Raw genomic sequence first — 16,052 nt, 5'->3', positions numbered from 1 at the left:
GGTGCTGGTCAGCTCTTCCATCGAGGAGGCGGTCTCTTCCAGGCTCGAGGCCTGCGATTCGGTACGCGACGACAGGTCGGCGTTGCCGGAGGCGATCTCACGTGAGGCAACGGCGATGGTCTCGGTGCCGTGACGCACCTGGCCAACGATGGTCACGAGGCTGGCGTTCATGTCTTTGAGCGCTTGCATCAGCTGGCCGACTTCATCCGTGGAGTGGATGTCGATACGCTGCGTCAGGTCGCCGGTTGAAACAATGCGGGCAAGCTTCACTGCATGCTTGATCGGAGTCGTGATGGAACGCGTGATCAGCCAGGCGGCCAAGCTGCCGAGACCCAGCGACAAGACCATCATGAAAAGCATGAACACGCGCGCACTGGCATAGGCCGCCTCCGCGTCCGCCACGGCCCGGGCACTTCCCTTTTCCTGAAGCCCGGCCATGTCTTCCAGGGCCTTGATCCATTGCTCCTGTGCCGGGCGTGCCTCATCGACCAGCACCTGGGTCGCCGCAATGGGGTTGCCAAGCGCAAACCCCATTGCCTTGTCGAGCAGGGGATCGGTCTTTGCGCGCGCCGCTGCAATCCTGGCGAGCCGCGATTTTTCCTCCTCGCCCGTTACCATGGCGGCCAGTTTCCTGCTTGCCTCGGCATACAGCGTCCGCTGCGCCTGGATACGCTTCGCTTCGGCTTCCATGGCGCCGTCGTCCGTCAGCAGGACAAGATTGCGGACCGAGATGGCGACGGTTTGCAACGTATCGCGCATGGTGCCGACCAGTTTGATCTTGACCATGTGATCCCCCGTCACCTGGTCAAGATGGCCCTGAATCTGCGACATCCGTATCAGGCCGAACGCTGCAACCAGCAGCATCAGGACCAGAACCAGACCGAATCCGGCGCCCATCCGGGCGCCAATTTTCATGTTTGCGAACGACATTTCCTACCTATGTATTGAACGAGTACGGATTCCTCGAACGCCCGAATTCCGGGTTCGGTCGGCATACGACGCCAAGGATGGAGCAGAGAGGATGGGGAATGTACTTGTGCCAAATGACAGCGGTGTGACTGCGTGTGACGACAGCGTGCCGCACAGTCATGGGCAAGGCCCGATGAGATCGAAGCAGAGCTCCCGATCGGAATCCGTCAGAATGGCGCCGAACGCTCGAACACGAGCGCTTCGCCGGTCAGCGGATGGGCGAAGCGCAAGACGCAGGCATGCAAGAGCAGACGACCAGCCTGGGCCTGCACATCCGGCGGCGCATACAGGGTATCGCCCAGGATGGGATGGCCCAACTCGCGCAGATGGACGCGCAACTGATGCGAACGGCCGGTCACGGGTTCGAGCTCGACGCGCGTGCGCGCTCCGGTTTCGTCGACTTCCAGCACGCGCCAGCGAGTGAGACTCGGCTTGCCGTGAATGCGATCGACCATCCGCAGTGGCCGCCTGGGCCAGTCGACGATGATGGGCAGGTCGATCGTTCCCCAACCGCCCGGCACAGCGTCCAGTCTGCCGGCCACGATTGCGACGTAGCGCTTCGACACCTCGCGTGCCGCGAAGGCCACGCTCAGTGCGCGCTGCGCCTCCGCGCCGCGCGCCATCACCATCAAACCGGACGTGGCCATGTCGAGCCGATGTACGATCAAGGCATCGGGATAACGGGCCTGCACCCGCGCACTCAGGCAATCCTGCTTGTCGACACCGCGCCCCGGCACGGCCAGCAGGCCGCTGGGCTTGTCGAATACCAGCAGGGTGTCGTCGGCGTAGAGAGGCTCGATGGCAACGCTGCCTGGGGTCGGCGTCATGGTCACCGATCGAGTGGGGTTTTTCTTACGCCTGAAGCCCGTCCAGCAATGCCAGCCCCCACGCCACGCCAAAGCCATTGGCGTCGCTCATCACCGCACCCAGCCCGCCCTTGCAGCTGTGGCCGGACAGATCCATGTGCAGCCACGGCGTGTCGCCGACAAAACGCGACAGGAAGCGGGTGGCGAGGATGTGGTCGGCTTCGCCTTCCATGCTGCACTGCTTGACGTCGGCCACGGTCGAATCGAGGCTGCTGTCGTAGTCCTCGGGGTAGGGAAAGACGACGATGCGTTCGCCGCTCACCGTCGCCGCGCGCGAAGCCGAGTGCGCGAGCGCGCTGGAGGTGGCGAACACGCCGGACATGCGGCTGCCGAGTGCGTAGTGCATGGAGCCTGTGAGCGTGGCGAAGTCGGCGATGAGCGCGGGCTTGGCCCTGGCCGCCAGCGTCAGCGTGTCGGCCAGCACCATGCGGCCTTCGGCGTCGGTATGGACGACTTCGATGGTGGTGCCGTTGAGCGCCGTGATCACTTCGTTCTGCCGGTAGGCTTGCGGGCTGATGTGGTTTTCGGCGAGCGCGACCCAGCCGTCCAGCGCGACCGGCAGTTTCAGCTTCGATGCCGTGGCGAGGATGCCCAGCACGACCGCCGAACCGTTCATGTCCTCGTGCATTCCCTGCATGTACTTGGCCGGCTTGAGGTTGTGGCCGCCGGTGTCGAAGCAGATGCCCTTGCCGACGAAGGCGACGGGCCTGGCCTTGCCGGCCTTGCCCTGGTAGCTGACGCGCACGATCGCCGCGTCCCTGGCAGGCGAGCCCTGCGCCACCGCGCAGAAGGCACCGGCACCCATCTTCTTCAGTTTGTCGAAGCTGTATTCCTCGACCGTCCAGCCGTACTGCTTGGCCAGCGTCTTGATCCGTTTGCGGTAGACGCCGGGCGTGAGTTCGTCCGGCCCCTGCACGGTGAGGCTACGGGTCAGGAGATTGCCTTCGGCCAGGGCCTGCGCGCGGGCAAAGCCGCTGGCCGACTTGTAGCCGAACAGCTGCACGCGCTTGAGCACCGTGTCGGTTTTGGATTTGCGCGACGGCAGCGGCACGGCGTTGACCAACGCGGTATACACCGCCGCCTCGGCAGCACGCGCCTTGAATGCCTCGTCGCCGAACACGGCCAGCGCCAGCGATTTCGGATGCTCGGCCATCAGGTGCGCAAGCGCCTTGCGCACCAGTTCATGGGTTTCGAAGGTGCTGGCATCGGCCTTGAGCATGGCGAACACCGCAAGCGTGCCGCCGGTCAGCTGCACCGCCACCGGCGACTTCGCCAGCGCGTCCACCTTGAGCTCGCGTCGCTTCATCACGGCCTTGAGTTCGGCGCTGCCCGGCACGTCCGGCAAGGTTTTCGACACCGGCAACAGCACGATCGCATGGCCTGCATCCTCCAGTGATTTGGCTGTGATTTCCTGTTTGTTTTCAGCGAGTTTAGGCAGCATGTGGGTTCCTTGGGGGTGGCGTTTTTCTTGATGGTTGGCGGGGTTTACCGGATAATTGCGCGTTTGAATTTTTCCGGCGCTTTTTCCGAGCCCATCCATTAAGGGTAACCGAATGAAGATTGAAGACAAGAAACGCGTGCTGCGCGAAATGGTGTTGCACCGCCGTTTTGAAGAGCGCTGCTATCAGGCCTACATCGAACGCAAGATCGGCGGCTTCCTCCACCTCTACCCCGGCCAGGAAGCCTGCTGCAACGGCGTGATGGAGGCCGCACGCCCCGGCCACGACTATGTGATCACCGGCTACCGCGATCACGTCCACGCGATCAAGTGCGGCGCCGATCCGAAAGCCGTGATGGCCGAACTGTATGGCAAGGAAACCGGCTCCTCCAAGGGACGCGGCGGTTCGATGCACATCTTCGACGGCGACAAGCGCTTCATGGGCGGCTACGCCCTGGTCGGCGGCCCCTTCCCGCTCGCGGCCGGCATCGCCAAGGCGATCCAGCTCAAGGGCGGCGACGAGATCGCCATCTGTTTCCTCGGCGATGCCGCCAACAACCAGGGCGTGTTCCACGAGACGCTGAACATGGCCGCGCTGTGGAAACTGCCGGTGCTGTTCGTCTGCGAAAACAACCTGTACGGCATCGGCACCTCGATCGAGCGTTCCACCGCCGTGGTGCACCAGCACAAGCGCGTCGCCGCCTACAACATCCCGGCCGACGAATGCGACGGCCAGGATATCGAAATCGTTTACGAAGCCGCGCGCAAGGCAGTCGACCATGTGCGCTCGGGCAACGGCCCCTACTTCCTCGAACTGATGACCTACCGCTATCGCGGCCATTCGATGTCCGATTCACGCGGCTACCGTTCGCGCGAAGAGGAAGAACTGTGGAAACAGCGCGACCCCATCTTCATCCTGCGCGACCGCCTGGTCAAGGACGGCGCGATGAGCATGGCCGACTTCGAGACGCTGGAAAAGGAAACCGACGCCTACATCGAGAACGAAGTCATCAAGTTCGCCGAGGAATCGCCCGAACCGCGCGTCGAGGATCTCGAGAAATACGTTTTTGCCGATCGCGCAACCCAGCTCCCGTGGCTCACGGGCAAGGCCGCTTAAGGTTTTAAGGAAAAGACAGCATGGCAAACATCATGTACTGGGAAGCGATTCAACGCGCCCACGACGAAGAAATGGCACGCGACCCGCTCGTCATCTGCATGGGCGAAGACATCGGCGTGGCCGGCGGCACCTATAAGGCGACCAAGGGCCTGTACGAAAAATACGGCCCGCTGCGCGTGATGGATACCCCCATCTCCGAAGGTGGCTTCACCGGTCTCGGCATCGGCGCCTCCTTCCTCGGCGTGCGTCCGGTCATCGAGATCATGTCGGTCAACTTCGCCTGGCTGGCGATGGACCAGATGTTCAACTCCGCCGCCAAGGTGCGCTACATGTCGGGCGGCCAGCTCACCGCGCCGTGCGTGTTCCGCTCCGCCGGCGGCGCCGCGCACCAGCTTGGCGCGCAGCACTCGGCGCGCATGGAAAAGGTGTTCATGGGCATCGCCGGCCTGCGCGTCGTCACCCCATCCAACCCCAAACAGGCCTACGGCCTGTTGAAATCGGCGATCCGCTGCGACGATCCGGTGTTCATCAACGAACACGAACTGATGTACAACATGAAGGGCGAAGTGCCGGACGGCGAATATTTCCACCCGCTGGAAGGCTCCGACATCGCGCGTGCCGGCACCGACGTGACGCTCTTCGGCTACAACATCTCGGTGCACTGGTGCCTCAAGGCCGCCGAGATCCTCGACAAGCAGTACGGCATCTCGGCCGAGGTCGTCGACCTCTATTCGTTGTCGCCGCTGGATCGCGCCGGCATCAAGGCATCGGTCAGCAAGACCCACCGCGCCGTCATCGCCGAAGAAGATGAAGCGCCGGTCGGCGTCGGTTCCGAGGTCATCGCCATCATCAACGAGGAATGCTTCTTCGAACTGGATGCAGCGCCGGTGCGCGTGCATTCGGCACTGGTGCCGCAGCCTTACAACCACACGCTGGAAAAAGCGGCGATTCCCGACCACGAGGACGTGGTGAAGGCCGTTCTGAAGATTTTCGGTAAGGCGTGATTGAGAGTAAGGCGTAAGGGGTAAGGCGTCAGGAACATTCGCTGGCGTCATTACCTATCCTCACCCTTCACCCCTAACCCCTCACGGAAATACATATGTCCCAACATTACGCCATCACGATGCCGCAGCTCTCGGACACCATGACCGAGGGCGTGGTCGTCACCTGGGAAAAACAGCCGGGCGACAAGGTCGAACGCGGCGACATCGTCGCCACCGTGGAAACCGACAAGGCCATCATGGACGTCGAAGTGTTCAAGGCCGGTTATCTGGCCGGTCCGCTGGCCGACGTCGGCGCGACCATCGCCGTCGGCGCGGCACTTGGCTACATCACCGACACCGCAGGCGACGTGGCGATTGCCGCCGACGAAGTGGTGGAAGAGCAGGCGCAGACCGAGATGATCCCGCACCACGCCGGCACGCCGATCGTGATGCCGCAGCTCTCGGACACCATGACCGAGGGCGTGGTCGTCACCTGGGAAAAACAGCCGGGCGACGTCATCAAGCGCGGCGACATCGTCGCCACCGTGGAAACCGACAAGGCCATCATGGACGTCGAGGTATTCCAGGAGGGCTTCCTCTCCGGCCCGATCGCCGACGTCGGCAGCGTGGTCGAGGTCGGCCACCCGATGGCCTTCATCGTCGACGACGCATCGAAAGCGAACGATACCGGCGTCACCATCAGTGCCGACCACAAGGTCCAGAACACCCACAAGGTGGCACCGCCGTCCGCCGACAAACCAGCGCACATTCCCACGCCCAAGGCTGCGCCCACGCAGATTTCCGCGGCCGGCAACGTGCCACCGGTGGCGCGTCCGCAAGGCCGCCAGGCCAGTCCCTATGCGCGCAAGGTGGCGGCGCAGCTGGGCGTGAACCTCACTGGCCTTGCCGGTACCGGCCCGTCCGGCGTCATCGTCGCCGCCGACGTGGCGCGCGCACGTCCCTCGATGCAGGAAGTCGCCCATTCACTGCCGCAGGTCGACGTGCCGGGCCAGGGTCGCGCGATGACCTCGATGGAAAAGGCCGTGAGCCATGCGATGACCGCCTCGCTCACGCTACCGACCTTCAACGTCACGGTGAACATCAATACCGCCGCGCTGACCGCCGCCGCCAAGGCAAACAAGGTTTCGGTGACGGTGGCAATCGCCAAGGCCTGTTCGGTCGCGATGGCGAAATTCCCGCGCATGAACTGGGCCTACCAGCCGGTCGACAAGCTGGTCGAGCGCAGCAACCACGACTTCGGCGTGGCCGTGATGTCGAACGACGGCGGCCTGGTGGTGCCGATCCTGCACGGCATCGAGAAGAAGCCGCTGGAGGCGCTGCAGTCAGACTGGACCGGCCTCGTCGAGCGCGCCCGGGTCAGGAAACTGGCGCCGGCCGAGTATTCCAATCCCACCTTCACCATTTCCAACATGGGCATGCTGGGCGTGTCGCACTTCACCGCGATCCCCACCCCCGGCATTTCCGCGATCCTGGCGATTGCCGCCAATGGCCCGCAGGGCACCCCGTTCACCATCACTGGCGACCACCGCGTGCTGAATGGTGCCGACGTCGCCCTGTACCTGGCAACCCTGAAGCAGACCATCGAGGCACCCGAGGCGTGGATGGCCGGTGAGGCGTCAGGGGTGAGGGGTGAGGCAACGGGCACGGCAGCCGTCACCACCAGCGCCCCGGTGTCGCCGATCCCCGAAGGCAACTGGGACTTCCCGGTGGTCGTCGTGGGCGGTGGCCCCGGCGGCGAAGACTGCGCACGTGACCTCGCCGATCACGGCATCAAGGTCATGATGGTCAACAACGAGCCCTTCCCCGGCGGCGAATGCCTGTGGCGCGGATGCATCCCGTCCAAGGCCTGGCGCGCCGCGGCCGACGTCATCCGTAATCGCGCGCACGACGCCGAAATGGGTGTCGATGGCACCAACACCCCCGCGCTCAACTGGGCACAGGTCGAGAAGCATCGTCGCTGGGTGCAGACGAGCCGCGGCGACATGGCGCTGAAGGCCGACAAGGGCATGAAGATCGACGTGCGCGAAGGCTACGGCGAATTCGTCGACGCCCACACGCTGAAGATCACCCCGGTCGAGGGCGAGCCCTACACCGTCAGCTTCGGCGCGGCGGTCATCGCCACCGGCGCCCCCGCCTTCGTGCCGCCGATTCCCGGCGCGCGCGAGAACCTGGCGACCGGCGGCGTGGTCACCTCCGACACCATCTGGAACCTCGCCACCCCGCCGAAGAAACTCGGCATCGTCGGCGGCGGCGTGATCGGCGTGGAAATGGCGCAGATCTTCCGCGACTTCGGCACCGAGGTGCTGATGCTGGAGCGCAACGAACGCATCCTCGCCGAAGTCGAAGAGGAAATCGCCAGGACCCTGATCGCCTCGCTGGAGAAGGAAATCACCGTCGTCACCAGCGCCGACATCAAGGAAGCGAGCGGCAAACCGGGCACGATGAAGCTGCGCTACGCAAATAAAGAAGGCGTCGAGTCGGTATTCGACTGCGACGTCGTCCTGATGGCGACCGGCAAGCGCCCCGACACCCGCAAGCTCAACCTCGACAAGGTCGGCGTCGAGCTCGACGGGGCGGCGATCAAGGTCAACGCCCGCTGCCAGACCAGTGCGCCGCATATCTACGCGGTGGGCGACGTCATCGGCGGCTACATGCTGGCCCACACCGCCGCCACCCAGGGCCGTGTCGCCGCCAGCAACCTGCTCGGCCATTCCAGCGAATACGACCAGGACAAGGACTGTGGCGTCACCTTCTCGCGTCCGCAGGCCGGCTTCGTCGGCCTGTCGGTGGCGCAGGCCAAGGCCAAGGGCATCGACGCGGTGGAAGCCAAGATGCCGATGAGCATCGACGCCAAGGCGATGATCACCGGCGAAACCGAGGGCATGATCAAGCTGGTGGCCGACAAGGCCACAGGCCGCATCATCGGCGTGCACTACCTCGCCGACCATACCGACACCCTGATCGGTATCGGCGTGATGATGGTGGCCGGCGAGATGACGCTGACCCAGGTCGCCAAGGCGATCTTCCCGCATCCGACACAGACCGAGCTGTTCGGCGAGTTAGCGCGACGGTTGTTGAACCGCCTGCGGCGGACAGCGAAGAAGTAAGCAACCCTGTCATCTGACGTAAAAAGAGCCGCATCAGCGGCTCTTTTTACGTCAGGGAAACAAAGAATGAGAATGAACCCAGTGTCAGACTTTTTCGGATATGCCGTCAGAAGTGGACACCATATGGAGCACTCGACTAGCGCAGGCGAGGATGCTTGTCTGCCGGTTTAAAATGATCTGGCCGGTGATCCGGGATGAATCCGTCGCGATTCGGCATGGCGACTTTTGCCAGACTTTCCGCAGTGATGGGCTCATCGCCTTTAAGAATATTGGCTTCAGACAGGATGTACCCGGTTACCGAATAGACCTCGTCATTCGTCAATGACCCTGGCGTATAGAACGGCATGGCACGCTTGATGTAGTCAAACAATGTCGTTGCGTAGGGCCAATAGCTTTCAACCGTCTTGACCGGCGCTTTCTTGGGATCATTGTTCACCAGTGTTCCCCTTCCGCCGAGCAGGCGATCGCCTACGCCGCCCTCCATTTTTTGCCCATGGCAGGAGGCACACTTTTCGTCGTAAACCTGTTTGCCCCTTGAAATCGTGCCACTGCCCGCCGGCAGATCCCGTCCATCCGGCAAAGACGACACGAAATCCTGCAGGTCGTGTGCAGATGCCGGCTCTCCAAATCCATACCGCACCGGATCTGCGCCCACGGCATACGTATTCAATGCGAATAGAGCGCCGCACGCCGTTACCTGTAAAAAGAGTTTAGTAGTAGTGAACATTGCTGACTCTCCCCTCGGTATCAACTTTCCAGCTTTGGATTGCATTGAGATGGTAGATCGAGCCAATCGGGCCATTTAAACCCCGAACCTCAATAAGTTGCCCAAGCGTCGGTTGGACGTACCCGGTTTCATCCACGCAACGGCTTTGCAAAATCGCTTCTTTACCGTCCCATACCCAAGGAAAACGAAAGCGTGTCTGACAAATCGGAAGGATCGGGCCTTGCAGATCCGCAGGCCTCCATGTTCTCCCTCCATCCGTAGATACATCGACACGTTTTATGCGTCCGCGTCCGGACCACGCCAATCCCGTAATTTCATAAAAACCGGGGCCTGAGAGCGTCATTTCTCCGGATGGTCGCGTAATGACCGACTTGGCATCCATAATCAAGGAAAATTGCACCGCCTTGCCGCTGGGAAGCAGGTCGGTATATTTCGAGGTTTCTTCACGCGTCATGAACGGCTTGTCAGACAACTCGATTCGGCGAACCCACTTGATATGCGTATTGCCCTCGTATCCCGGCGCGATCAGACGTAACGGATAGCCTTGTTCAGGACGGATCGCCTCCCCATTCTGTCCATAGGCCAGGAAACAATCTTTCATTGCCTTGTCGATTGGGATGCTTCGCGTCATGACCGCAGCGTCGCCGCCCTCCACGAGCAACCATTTGGCGCCGGATTTGACACCCACTTCGTTCAGGATGGTCGACAGCGGAACCCCCGTCCATTCGGAAGTCGAGACGAGACCGTGCGTGCCTTGTACGGTTTTCAACGTGGGCTTCGACCACTCCGTGAGACCGTTGCCAGAACATTCAATGAAAAGAATTCGGGATATCGACGGGAAGCGCTTCACGTCCAGCATCGAGAATTTCTTTGGCTGTTTCACCATCCCGTGCACAAACACCTTGTGCGTGGCCGGATCAATTGTGGCGATGCCACCATGATCCCGTTCGAAATGCAGCCCTGACGGAGTAATAATGCCTACGCCATGCTCCAGTGGCGTCATCGACCAAGAGGAGAGGGGGGTCTTGGTACCAAAGCGCCAACGAACCTCAGTTTCGAACTGGGAGCGCGTCCCGTAACCCCCGTCTTCGCCAATGGCGGTGCCTGGAATTTTCGTGGCATCTTCGGGGACCGACCGCCATACCGCACCGGGGGGCGCTTTGCCTTCCGGGGGCGTGGTGGTTTGCGCAATGGCCCTTCCAGCAACGCTTGAACTGGCGAGCACCGCGACGGAAGCCAGGAAATGGCGCCGATTTTGTGGTCGCTGAAGAGGATCAACGCCTTTAGAAGACTCACCTTTTACAGGCTTTGCCGGCTCAATATGATGTTGACTAAAATAAACTGAATTGGCGTTTGTTCTGGCTTTGGCGAGAAAGGCTTCTTCGGCCTCAACCAAAGACGCTATTTTCAATTTGTTCTTGGCGTCGCTATTTGGATCAAGAATGGACATCTTCATTCCTCCACTTTTATTGATTAAGCCGTTGAACTCGACAGTATCTTTCTTACTTAAACTGAAGCCGTAAAACCGAACGTTGCAGTGACAAGATCTCCTTCCTGCAATTTCTGGATCGTGGACCGCCCCGGGCATTGAACGATTTGAAACAAAGTGTTCCAGATTCGGGGCGCTGAACATCATGATTTTGACGCTGGATTTACACCACGCAATTGTCGTGCCAGCCCCTCCTGAATCCTTACCCCGCGTTACCGGACGCTTTCGAGCCAGTTGCAATACTGTTCGAACGCTGGCTGCATCATCCCGTTTGCGTAGCTATGCCACGGTTCATACTGGTCGGCGACAATGACAGGTTGAATCCGCGGCCGATACCGGACAAAGAACCCAACGCCAGCGGCAAAAAAAAGCGACCCCTCTCTCGAGGGGTCGCTCTCTCTCATTTACGTATGACTACTCAGCCGAACAAGCCCTTGAAGAACAGCCGGATGCTGTCCCACATGCGGCGGAAGAAGCCGCCTTCATCCACGTTCTCCAATGCGACCACATCGGCCTGCTTGATCACCTTGTCACCCTGGCGGATTTCGACCTTGCCAATGACGTCACCCTGTTTCACCGGGGCGATCAGGGTCGGCTTCAACACGAGCTGGGTGGTGAGCTTGGCGGCTTCGCCGCGGGCCACGGTGGCGGCCAGATCTTCGCTTGCGCCCGCCTTGACGGTGCGCGCAGCCCCTTTCCAGACAGGCGCTGCAGCCAGTACATCACCCTTCTTGTTGAACATCTTGGTCTCGAAGAATCGGAAGCCATAGCCCAGCAGCTTGGCGGTTTCGGTGGCGCGCGCGGCCTCGCTGTCGGTACCGAATACGACGGCAATCAGACGTTCGCCATTCTTCTGGGCCGAGGCCACCATGCAGTAGCCGGCTTCTTCCGTATGGCCAGTCTTCAGGCCATCGACGCCGTCATCGCGCCACAGCAGCAGGTTGCGGTTGGGCTGGTGGATGCCGTTCCAGGTGAAATCCTTCTGCGCATAGAGCGCATAGTGGGCAGGATCGGCATAGATGATGGCGCGCGCCAGGACAGCCATGTCGCGGGCGCTCGAATAATGGCCGGGATTGGGCAGGCCGGTGGCGTCCATGAAGTGGGTGTCCTTCATGCCGAGCCGCTTGGCTTCCGCGTTCATCATCGCGGCGAAAGCATCTTCGTCGCCGGCGATATGCTCGGCCAGCGCCACGCTGGCGTCGTTGCCCGACTGGATGATGATGCCGTGGAACAGGTCATCGACCGAGACCTTGTTCCCCACTTTGACGAACATCTTCGAACCGCCCGTACGCCAGGCTTTTTCGCTGATGGTAACCATGTCGTTTTCGTGCAGCCGGCCGTGCTTGATTTCCTGCGTCGCGATGTAGGCGGTCATCAGCTTGGTCAGGCTGGCGGGGGGCAGATGCATCTCACCCTGGTGGTCGACCAGAACGTTGCCGCTGGCCGCGTCCATCAGCACCCAGGATTTAGCGGCCAACTCCGGGGGCGGTGGGACGAGGGAGGCGCTCCAGGCAGCCGGGGCGATCAGTACGCTGAAAATCAATATGAGTCTTTGCAGAAAGAACGGGGTAGTCATGGATTCGTCGATGAGTGAACAAACAAGGTTGGCATTGGACCAGACAGACACGCACAAGCGCGCGTAAGTTCAGGATAACATCGCCCGCCCGCTCTGCGACAGCTTCGTGGCGCTGCCCTGTTAAACTCGCGCCATGTCGAAACTGCACTGAACCGCATGCCCGCGCCCGGATCCCGCCACCTCACCCGCCAGATCGTGATCGCGATGCTCGCGGGCATCGTGCTGGGCGTCATCCTCAATCGGCTGGGGACGGCAGACTGGGTGCAACTGGTTCTGGTCGATGGCCTGCTATATGTGGTCGGCTCGGTCTTCGTGGCGGCATTGAAAATGATGGTGGTGCCGCTGGTGTTCGTGTCGCTGGTGGCCGGCGTCACCTCGCTGTCGGACCTGAATGCGCTGGGCCGCATCGGCATAAAATCGCTGGCGCTGTATCTGGCCACGACAGCGATCGCCGTCACGATCGCGCTGACACTGGCGGGAATCGTCGGGCCAGGACAGGGCTTCAATGCCGGCAGCACGGCCGCCAGCTTCAACGGCAAGCCGGCGCCGCCGCTTACCCAGGTGCTGATCGACATGGTGCCGACCAACCCGGTCGCAGCCATGGCCGAAGGCAACATGCTGCAGATCATCGTGTTCGCGCTGCTGTTCGGCGTGGCGGTGACGATGTCCGGCGCACGCGGCAAGCATGTGCTCAATTTCTTCGGCGATCTCGACGTGGTCATCATGCACATGGTCGAATGGATCATGCGGCTCGCCCCGTATGGCGTCTTCGCGCTGATCACCCGTACCTTCGCCAGCCAGGGCCTGGACATTCTGCTGCCGCTCGCCGCCTATTTCCTCACCCTGACCGGCGCGCTGGCCATCCAGGTCTTCGGCGTCTATCCCCTGCTGCTGAAGCTGCTGGCTTCGCTCAACCCGCTCACCTTCCTGAGAAAAATGCGCGACCCGGCGGCGTTCGCCTTTTCCACCGCCAGCTCCGGCGCCACCATTCCGGTCACGCTGCGCACGGTGGAATACAAGATGGGCGTGAAGAACAGCGTCGCCTCGTTCACGGTGCCGATGGGCGCCACCATCAACATGGACGGCACCGCCATGATGCAGGGCGTGGCCACCGTGTTCATCGCCAATGTCTACGGCATCGACCTGGGATTCACCGATTACCTGCTGGTCGTGCTGACCGCCACGCTGGCCTCGATCGGCACCGCCGCCATCCCTGCAGTCGGCCTGGTCACGCTCACCATGGTGCTCGGCCAGGTGGGCCTGCCGGTCGAAGGCATCGCCCTCATCATCGGCGTCGACCGCCTGCTCGACATGATGCGCACCGTGACCAACGTCACCGGCGACTGCGCGGTCAGCTGCATCGTCGCCAAGAGCGAAAAAGCCTTCGACCAGGCGGTGTTCGACGACCCCTCGGCCGGTTCGGTCGAGGCGGCCACCCGCCGCCCTCTTCCCTCCCATTCCGCTTCCTGATCCCATGTTTTATCCGCTGATCCGGCCTGCCCTCTTCTCGCTCGACCCCGAAGACGCGCACGGCTTCACTCTCGCCAGCCTCGACGTCGCGCACGCACTGGGCCTGTTGAAGCTGCTGCCGCGCGCGGCGGGAACGCCCGTGCACGTGATGGGCATCGACTTCCCCAATGCCGTGGGCCTCGCTGCCGGGCTCGACAAGGACGGCGCGCACATCGGCGCGCTGGCCGACCTGGGCTTCGGCTTCATCGAGATCGGCACGGTGACACCGCGCCCGCAACCGGGCAACCCTACGCCGCGCATGTTCCGCCTGCCCGCGGCCGAAGCCATCATCAACCGCATGGGCTTCAACAATCTTGGGGTCGACAATCTGGTGCGCAATGTCCAGTCGAGCAGCTTCAGGGGCGTGCTCGGGATCAACATCGGCAAGAACAAGGACACGCCGAACGAACATGCGGTCGACGATTACCTGACCTGCCTCGACAAGGTCTACGCGCATGCACGTTACGTGACGGTGAACATCTCCTCGCCCAACACGCAGAACCTGCGCGAGCTGCAGAGAGACGAGGCGCTCGACGCGCTGCTCTCCGCAATCAAGCTACGCCAGTCCGAGCTGGCGCAACAGCACGGCAAATATGTCCCCATTGCGCTGAAGATCGCGCCCGACCTCGACGACGCGCAGATCGCCGCGATCGCCGCGCTGCTGATGATGCACCGCATCGACGCGGTGATCGCCACCAACACCACGATCGCGCGCGATGCCGTCGCCGGCCTGCCCAATGCTGAGGAGACCGGCGGCCTGTCCGGCGCGCCGGTGCGTGCGGCATCCACCCGGGTGGTACGCGAACTGGCGCGCCATCTGAAGAATGAAGTGCCGATCATCGGCGTCGGTGGCATCCTCTCGGGCGACGATGCGCGCGAAAAGATCGATGCCGGCGCGTCGCTGGTGCAGCTGTATTCCGGCCTGATCTATCGCGGCCCGGCGCTGGTGCGGGAATGCGTGCAACGCCTCGCCTGACGGCCATGCGGTTTGCGCGTGCCGTCGTTGCAGCGTGGCTGCTGCATGCCGGCGCGCATGCCGCGCCGACGGAGCCGGTCCTGACCCATTTTCCGCAACCCGGCCTCGATGCCAACCAGCTCGGCGTGATCGTCAACGACGACGATCCCGACAGCGTGGCGATCGCCGCGTACTACCGGGAAAAGCGCGGCATCCCCGTCGTCAATTTGATTCATGTGCGCTTCAAGCCCGGACGCAGCACGCTCTCACGCGAGGAATTCGTCAACCTCAAACGTCTTGTCGACCGCAAGACGCCGAAGAACGTGCAAGCTTATGCGTTGACCTGGGCGCAGCCGTACCGGGTGGACTGCATGTCGATCACGTCCGCCTTCGCCTTCGGCTTCGATCCCGCCTGGTGTGCCAACAGCTGCAAACCGACGCAGCCGAGCCCGTATTTCAACAGCAGCGTGACGCGGCCCTATGCCGTCTATCACATGCGCCCGGCCATGAGTCTGGCCGGGGCCAGCGTGGCCGAAGCGAAGAAGCTGATCGACCGCGGCGTGGCGTCCGACGGCAGCAATCCGGCCGGCACCGCCTACCTCGTCAGCACGAATGACAAGAACCGCAACGTGCGTGCTGCCGGCTACGCATCCGTGCGCGCGCTGATGCAGTCCGTCATGCCGACCGACATCGTCGAAGCCAACACCCTCGAAAACAAGCCCGACGTGATGTTCTACTTCACCGGACTGACTCAGGTAGCGGGCATCGACAGCAACCGTTTCCTGCCCGGCGCCATCGCGGATCATCTCACTTCGGCCGGCGGCGACCTGTTCGGCGGCGGCCAGATGAGCAGCCTGCGCTGGCTGGAAGCCGGCGCCACCGGCAGCTACGGCGCGGTGGTCGAGCCGTGCAATTTCCCCGCCAAGTTTCCGGTTCCCGGCATTGTCATGGCGCACTACCTGCAAGGCGAAACGCTGATCGAGGCCTATTGGAAAAGCGTGCAGATGCCGGGACAGGGCATTTTCATCGGCGAACCGCTGGCGCGCCCGTTTGCCGGCATCCGTCACGATACCCGCGGCGGCGGCTTGACCCTGTCGGCGCGCTTGCTCACGCCAGGACTCTATGAGGTGCAAGCCGCGCCGTCGATGATCGGTCCCTACCGCAGCGTCGGCCGCATGGCCATCGCCTGGGGAACACGCCGGATCAGGCTCGAGCACGTTCCGCCAGCCTATTACCGGTTCGAACGCCGCGCCGAATCCGCACCGGCACAATAAAGCCGGCACTTCTGGCGCGGT

The 16,052-nt window shown here is 62.4% G+C and carries 12 protein-coding genes; 6 read left to right on the top strand and 6 right to left on the bottom strand.

The window, feature by feature from the left end; translation table 11 throughout:
* From ABT23_RS07555 to ABT23_RS07545, 3 genes are all read right to left on the bottom strand, one after another.
* Window positions 1–915: MCP four helix bundle domain-containing protein (locus ABT23_RS07555; protein WP_296633348.1), on the bottom strand; the 915-nt coding region annotated here is incomplete at its 3' end.
* A gap of 221 nt (window positions 916–1,136) precedes the next feature.
* Window positions 1,137–1,796 carry an RluA family pseudouridine synthase gene (locus ABT23_RS07550; RefSeq protein WP_296633347.1) on the bottom strand — a complete coding sequence of 220 codons (660 nt, stop codon included), beginning with the start codon at window positions 1,794–1,796 and terminating at the stop codon, window positions 1,137–1,139.
* A gap of 25 nt (window positions 1,797–1,821) precedes the next feature.
* Entirely contained in the window at window positions 1,822–3,276 is a 1,455-nt protein-coding gene (locus ABT23_RS07545; RefSeq protein WP_296633345.1) for a leucyl aminopeptidase family protein, read from the bottom strand.
* Between the two features lie 112 nt (window positions 3,277–3,388).
* On the opposite strand from ABT23_RS07545, the gene pdhA reads away from it, so the two are divergent.
* From pdhA to ABT23_RS07530, 3 genes are all read left to right on the top strand, one after another.
* Window positions 3,389–4,390, top strand: a complete 1,002-nt coding sequence (gene pdhA, locus ABT23_RS07540) for a pyruvate dehydrogenase (acetyl-transferring) E1 component subunit alpha (RefSeq protein WP_296633344.1) — start codon at window positions 3,389–3,391, stop codon at window positions 4,388–4,390.
* A 20-nt stretch (window positions 4,391–4,410) separates the two neighbouring features.
* Window positions 4,411–5,394, top strand: a complete 984-nt coding sequence (locus tag ABT23_RS07535; RefSeq protein WP_296633342.1) for an alpha-ketoacid dehydrogenase subunit beta — start codon at window positions 4,411–4,413, stop codon at window positions 5,392–5,394.
* Window positions 5,395–5,489: 95 nt separating this feature from the next.
* Complete coding sequence (locus ABT23_RS07530) at window positions 5,490–8,501, top strand: FAD-dependent oxidoreductase (RefSeq protein ID WP_296633340.1); 3,012 nt, start codon at window positions 5,490–5,492, stop codon at window positions 8,499–8,501.
* Window positions 8,502–8,637: 136 nt separating this feature from the next.
* Here ABT23_RS07530 and ABT23_RS07525 read toward each other — a convergent pair whose 3' ends face one another.
* From ABT23_RS07525 to ABT23_RS07515, 3 genes are all read right to left on the bottom strand, one after another.
* Window positions 8,638–9,228, bottom strand: a complete 591-nt coding sequence (locus ABT23_RS07525; RefSeq protein ID WP_296633338.1) for a cytochrome c — start codon at window positions 9,226–9,228, stop codon at window positions 8,638–8,640.
* Complete coding sequence (gene soxC / locus ABT23_RS07520; RefSeq protein WP_296633336.1) at window positions 9,212–10,864, bottom strand: sulfite dehydrogenase; 1,653 nt, start codon at window positions 10,862–10,864, stop codon at window positions 9,212–9,214. The genes ABT23_RS07525 and soxC overlap by 17 nt, the downstream gene beginning before the upstream one ends.
* A gap of 271 nt (window positions 10,865–11,135) precedes the next feature.
* The gene (locus tag ABT23_RS07515) at window positions 11,136–12,293 is read right to left on the bottom strand and encodes a D-alanyl-D-alanine carboxypeptidase family protein (RefSeq protein ID WP_296633335.1); all 1,158 of its coding nucleotides are present in this window, start codon (window positions 12,291–12,293) and stop codon (window positions 11,136–11,138) included.
* Window positions 12,294–12,449: 156 nt separating this feature from the next.
* Between ABT23_RS07515 and ABT23_RS07510 the strand changes: the two genes are divergently transcribed.
* Genes ABT23_RS07510 through ABT23_RS07500 form a run of 3 tightly spaced genes read left to right on the top strand, consistent with a single transcriptional unit; the run spans window position 12,450 to window position 16,031 of the window.
* Entirely contained in the window at window positions 12,450–13,763 is a 1,314-nt protein-coding gene (locus ABT23_RS07510) for a dicarboxylate/amino acid:cation symporter (protein WP_296633333.1), read from the top strand.
* Between the two features lie 4 nt (window positions 13,764–13,767).
* Window positions 13,768–14,778, top strand: coding sequence for a quinone-dependent dihydroorotate dehydrogenase (locus ABT23_RS07505; RefSeq protein WP_296633331.1), 1,011 nt, complete (start codon window positions 13,768–13,770; stop codon window positions 14,776–14,778).
* Window positions 14,757–16,031, top strand: coding sequence for a TIGR03790 family protein (locus ABT23_RS07500; RefSeq protein ID WP_296633329.1), 1,275 nt, complete (start codon window positions 14,757–14,759; stop codon window positions 16,029–16,031). Before ABT23_RS07505 ends, ABT23_RS07500 begins: the two co-directional genes overlap by 22 nt.
* The last annotated feature ends 21 nt before the right edge of the window (window positions 16,032–16,052 follow it).

The organism is Thiobacillus sp. SCN 63-57 (assembly GCF_001725555.1).
In the GTDB taxonomy this organism is placed as follows: Bacteria; Pseudomonadota; Gammaproteobacteria; order Burkholderiales; family Thiobacillaceae; genus Thiobacillus.
This window is presented reverse-complemented; position numbering and strand designations above follow the sequence as displayed.

Bases quoted from the DNA above. Each gene is read 5' to 3' on its own strand.
- ABT23_RS07510 (WP_296633333.1), top strand. From the start codon at position 12,450: ATGCCCGCGCCCGGATCCCGCCACCTCACCCGCCAGATCGTGATCGCG.
- ABT23_RS07500 (WP_296633329.1), top strand. From the start codon at position 14,757: ATGCGTGCAACGCCTCGCCTGACGGCCATGCGGTTTGCGCGTGCCGTC.
- ABT23_RS07530 (WP_296633340.1), top strand. From the start codon at position 5,490: ATGTCCCAACATTACGCCATCACGATGCCGCAGCTCTCGGACACCATG.
- ABT23_RS07545 (WP_296633345.1), bottom strand. From the start codon at position 3,276: ATGCTGCCTAAACTCGCTGAAAACAAACAGGAAATCACAGCCAAATCA.
- ABT23_RS07535 (WP_296633342.1), top strand. From the start codon at position 4,411: ATGGCAAACATCATGTACTGGGAAGCGATTCAACGCGCCCACGACGAA.
- ABT23_RS07550 (WP_296633347.1), bottom strand. From the start codon at position 1,796: ATGACGCCGACCCCAGGCAGCGTTGCCATCGAGCCTCTCTACGCCGAC.
- soxC (WP_296633336.1), bottom strand. From the start codon at position 10,864: ATGATGTTCAGCGCCCCGAATCTGGAACACTTTGTTTCAAATCGTTCA.
- ABT23_RS07505 (WP_296633331.1), top strand. From the start codon at position 13,768: ATGTTTTATCCGCTGATCCGGCCTGCCCTCTTCTCGCTCGACCCCGAA.
- pdhA (WP_296633344.1), top strand. From the start codon at position 3,389: ATGAAGATTGAAGACAAGAAACGCGTGCTGCGCGAAATGGTGTTGCAC.
- ABT23_RS07515 (WP_296633335.1), bottom strand. From the start codon at position 12,293: ATGACTACCCCGTTCTTTCTGCAAAGACTCATATTGATTTTCAGCGTA.
- ABT23_RS07525 (WP_296633338.1), bottom strand. From the start codon at position 9,228: ATGTTCACTACTACTAAACTCTTTTTACAGGTAACGGCGTGCGGCGCT.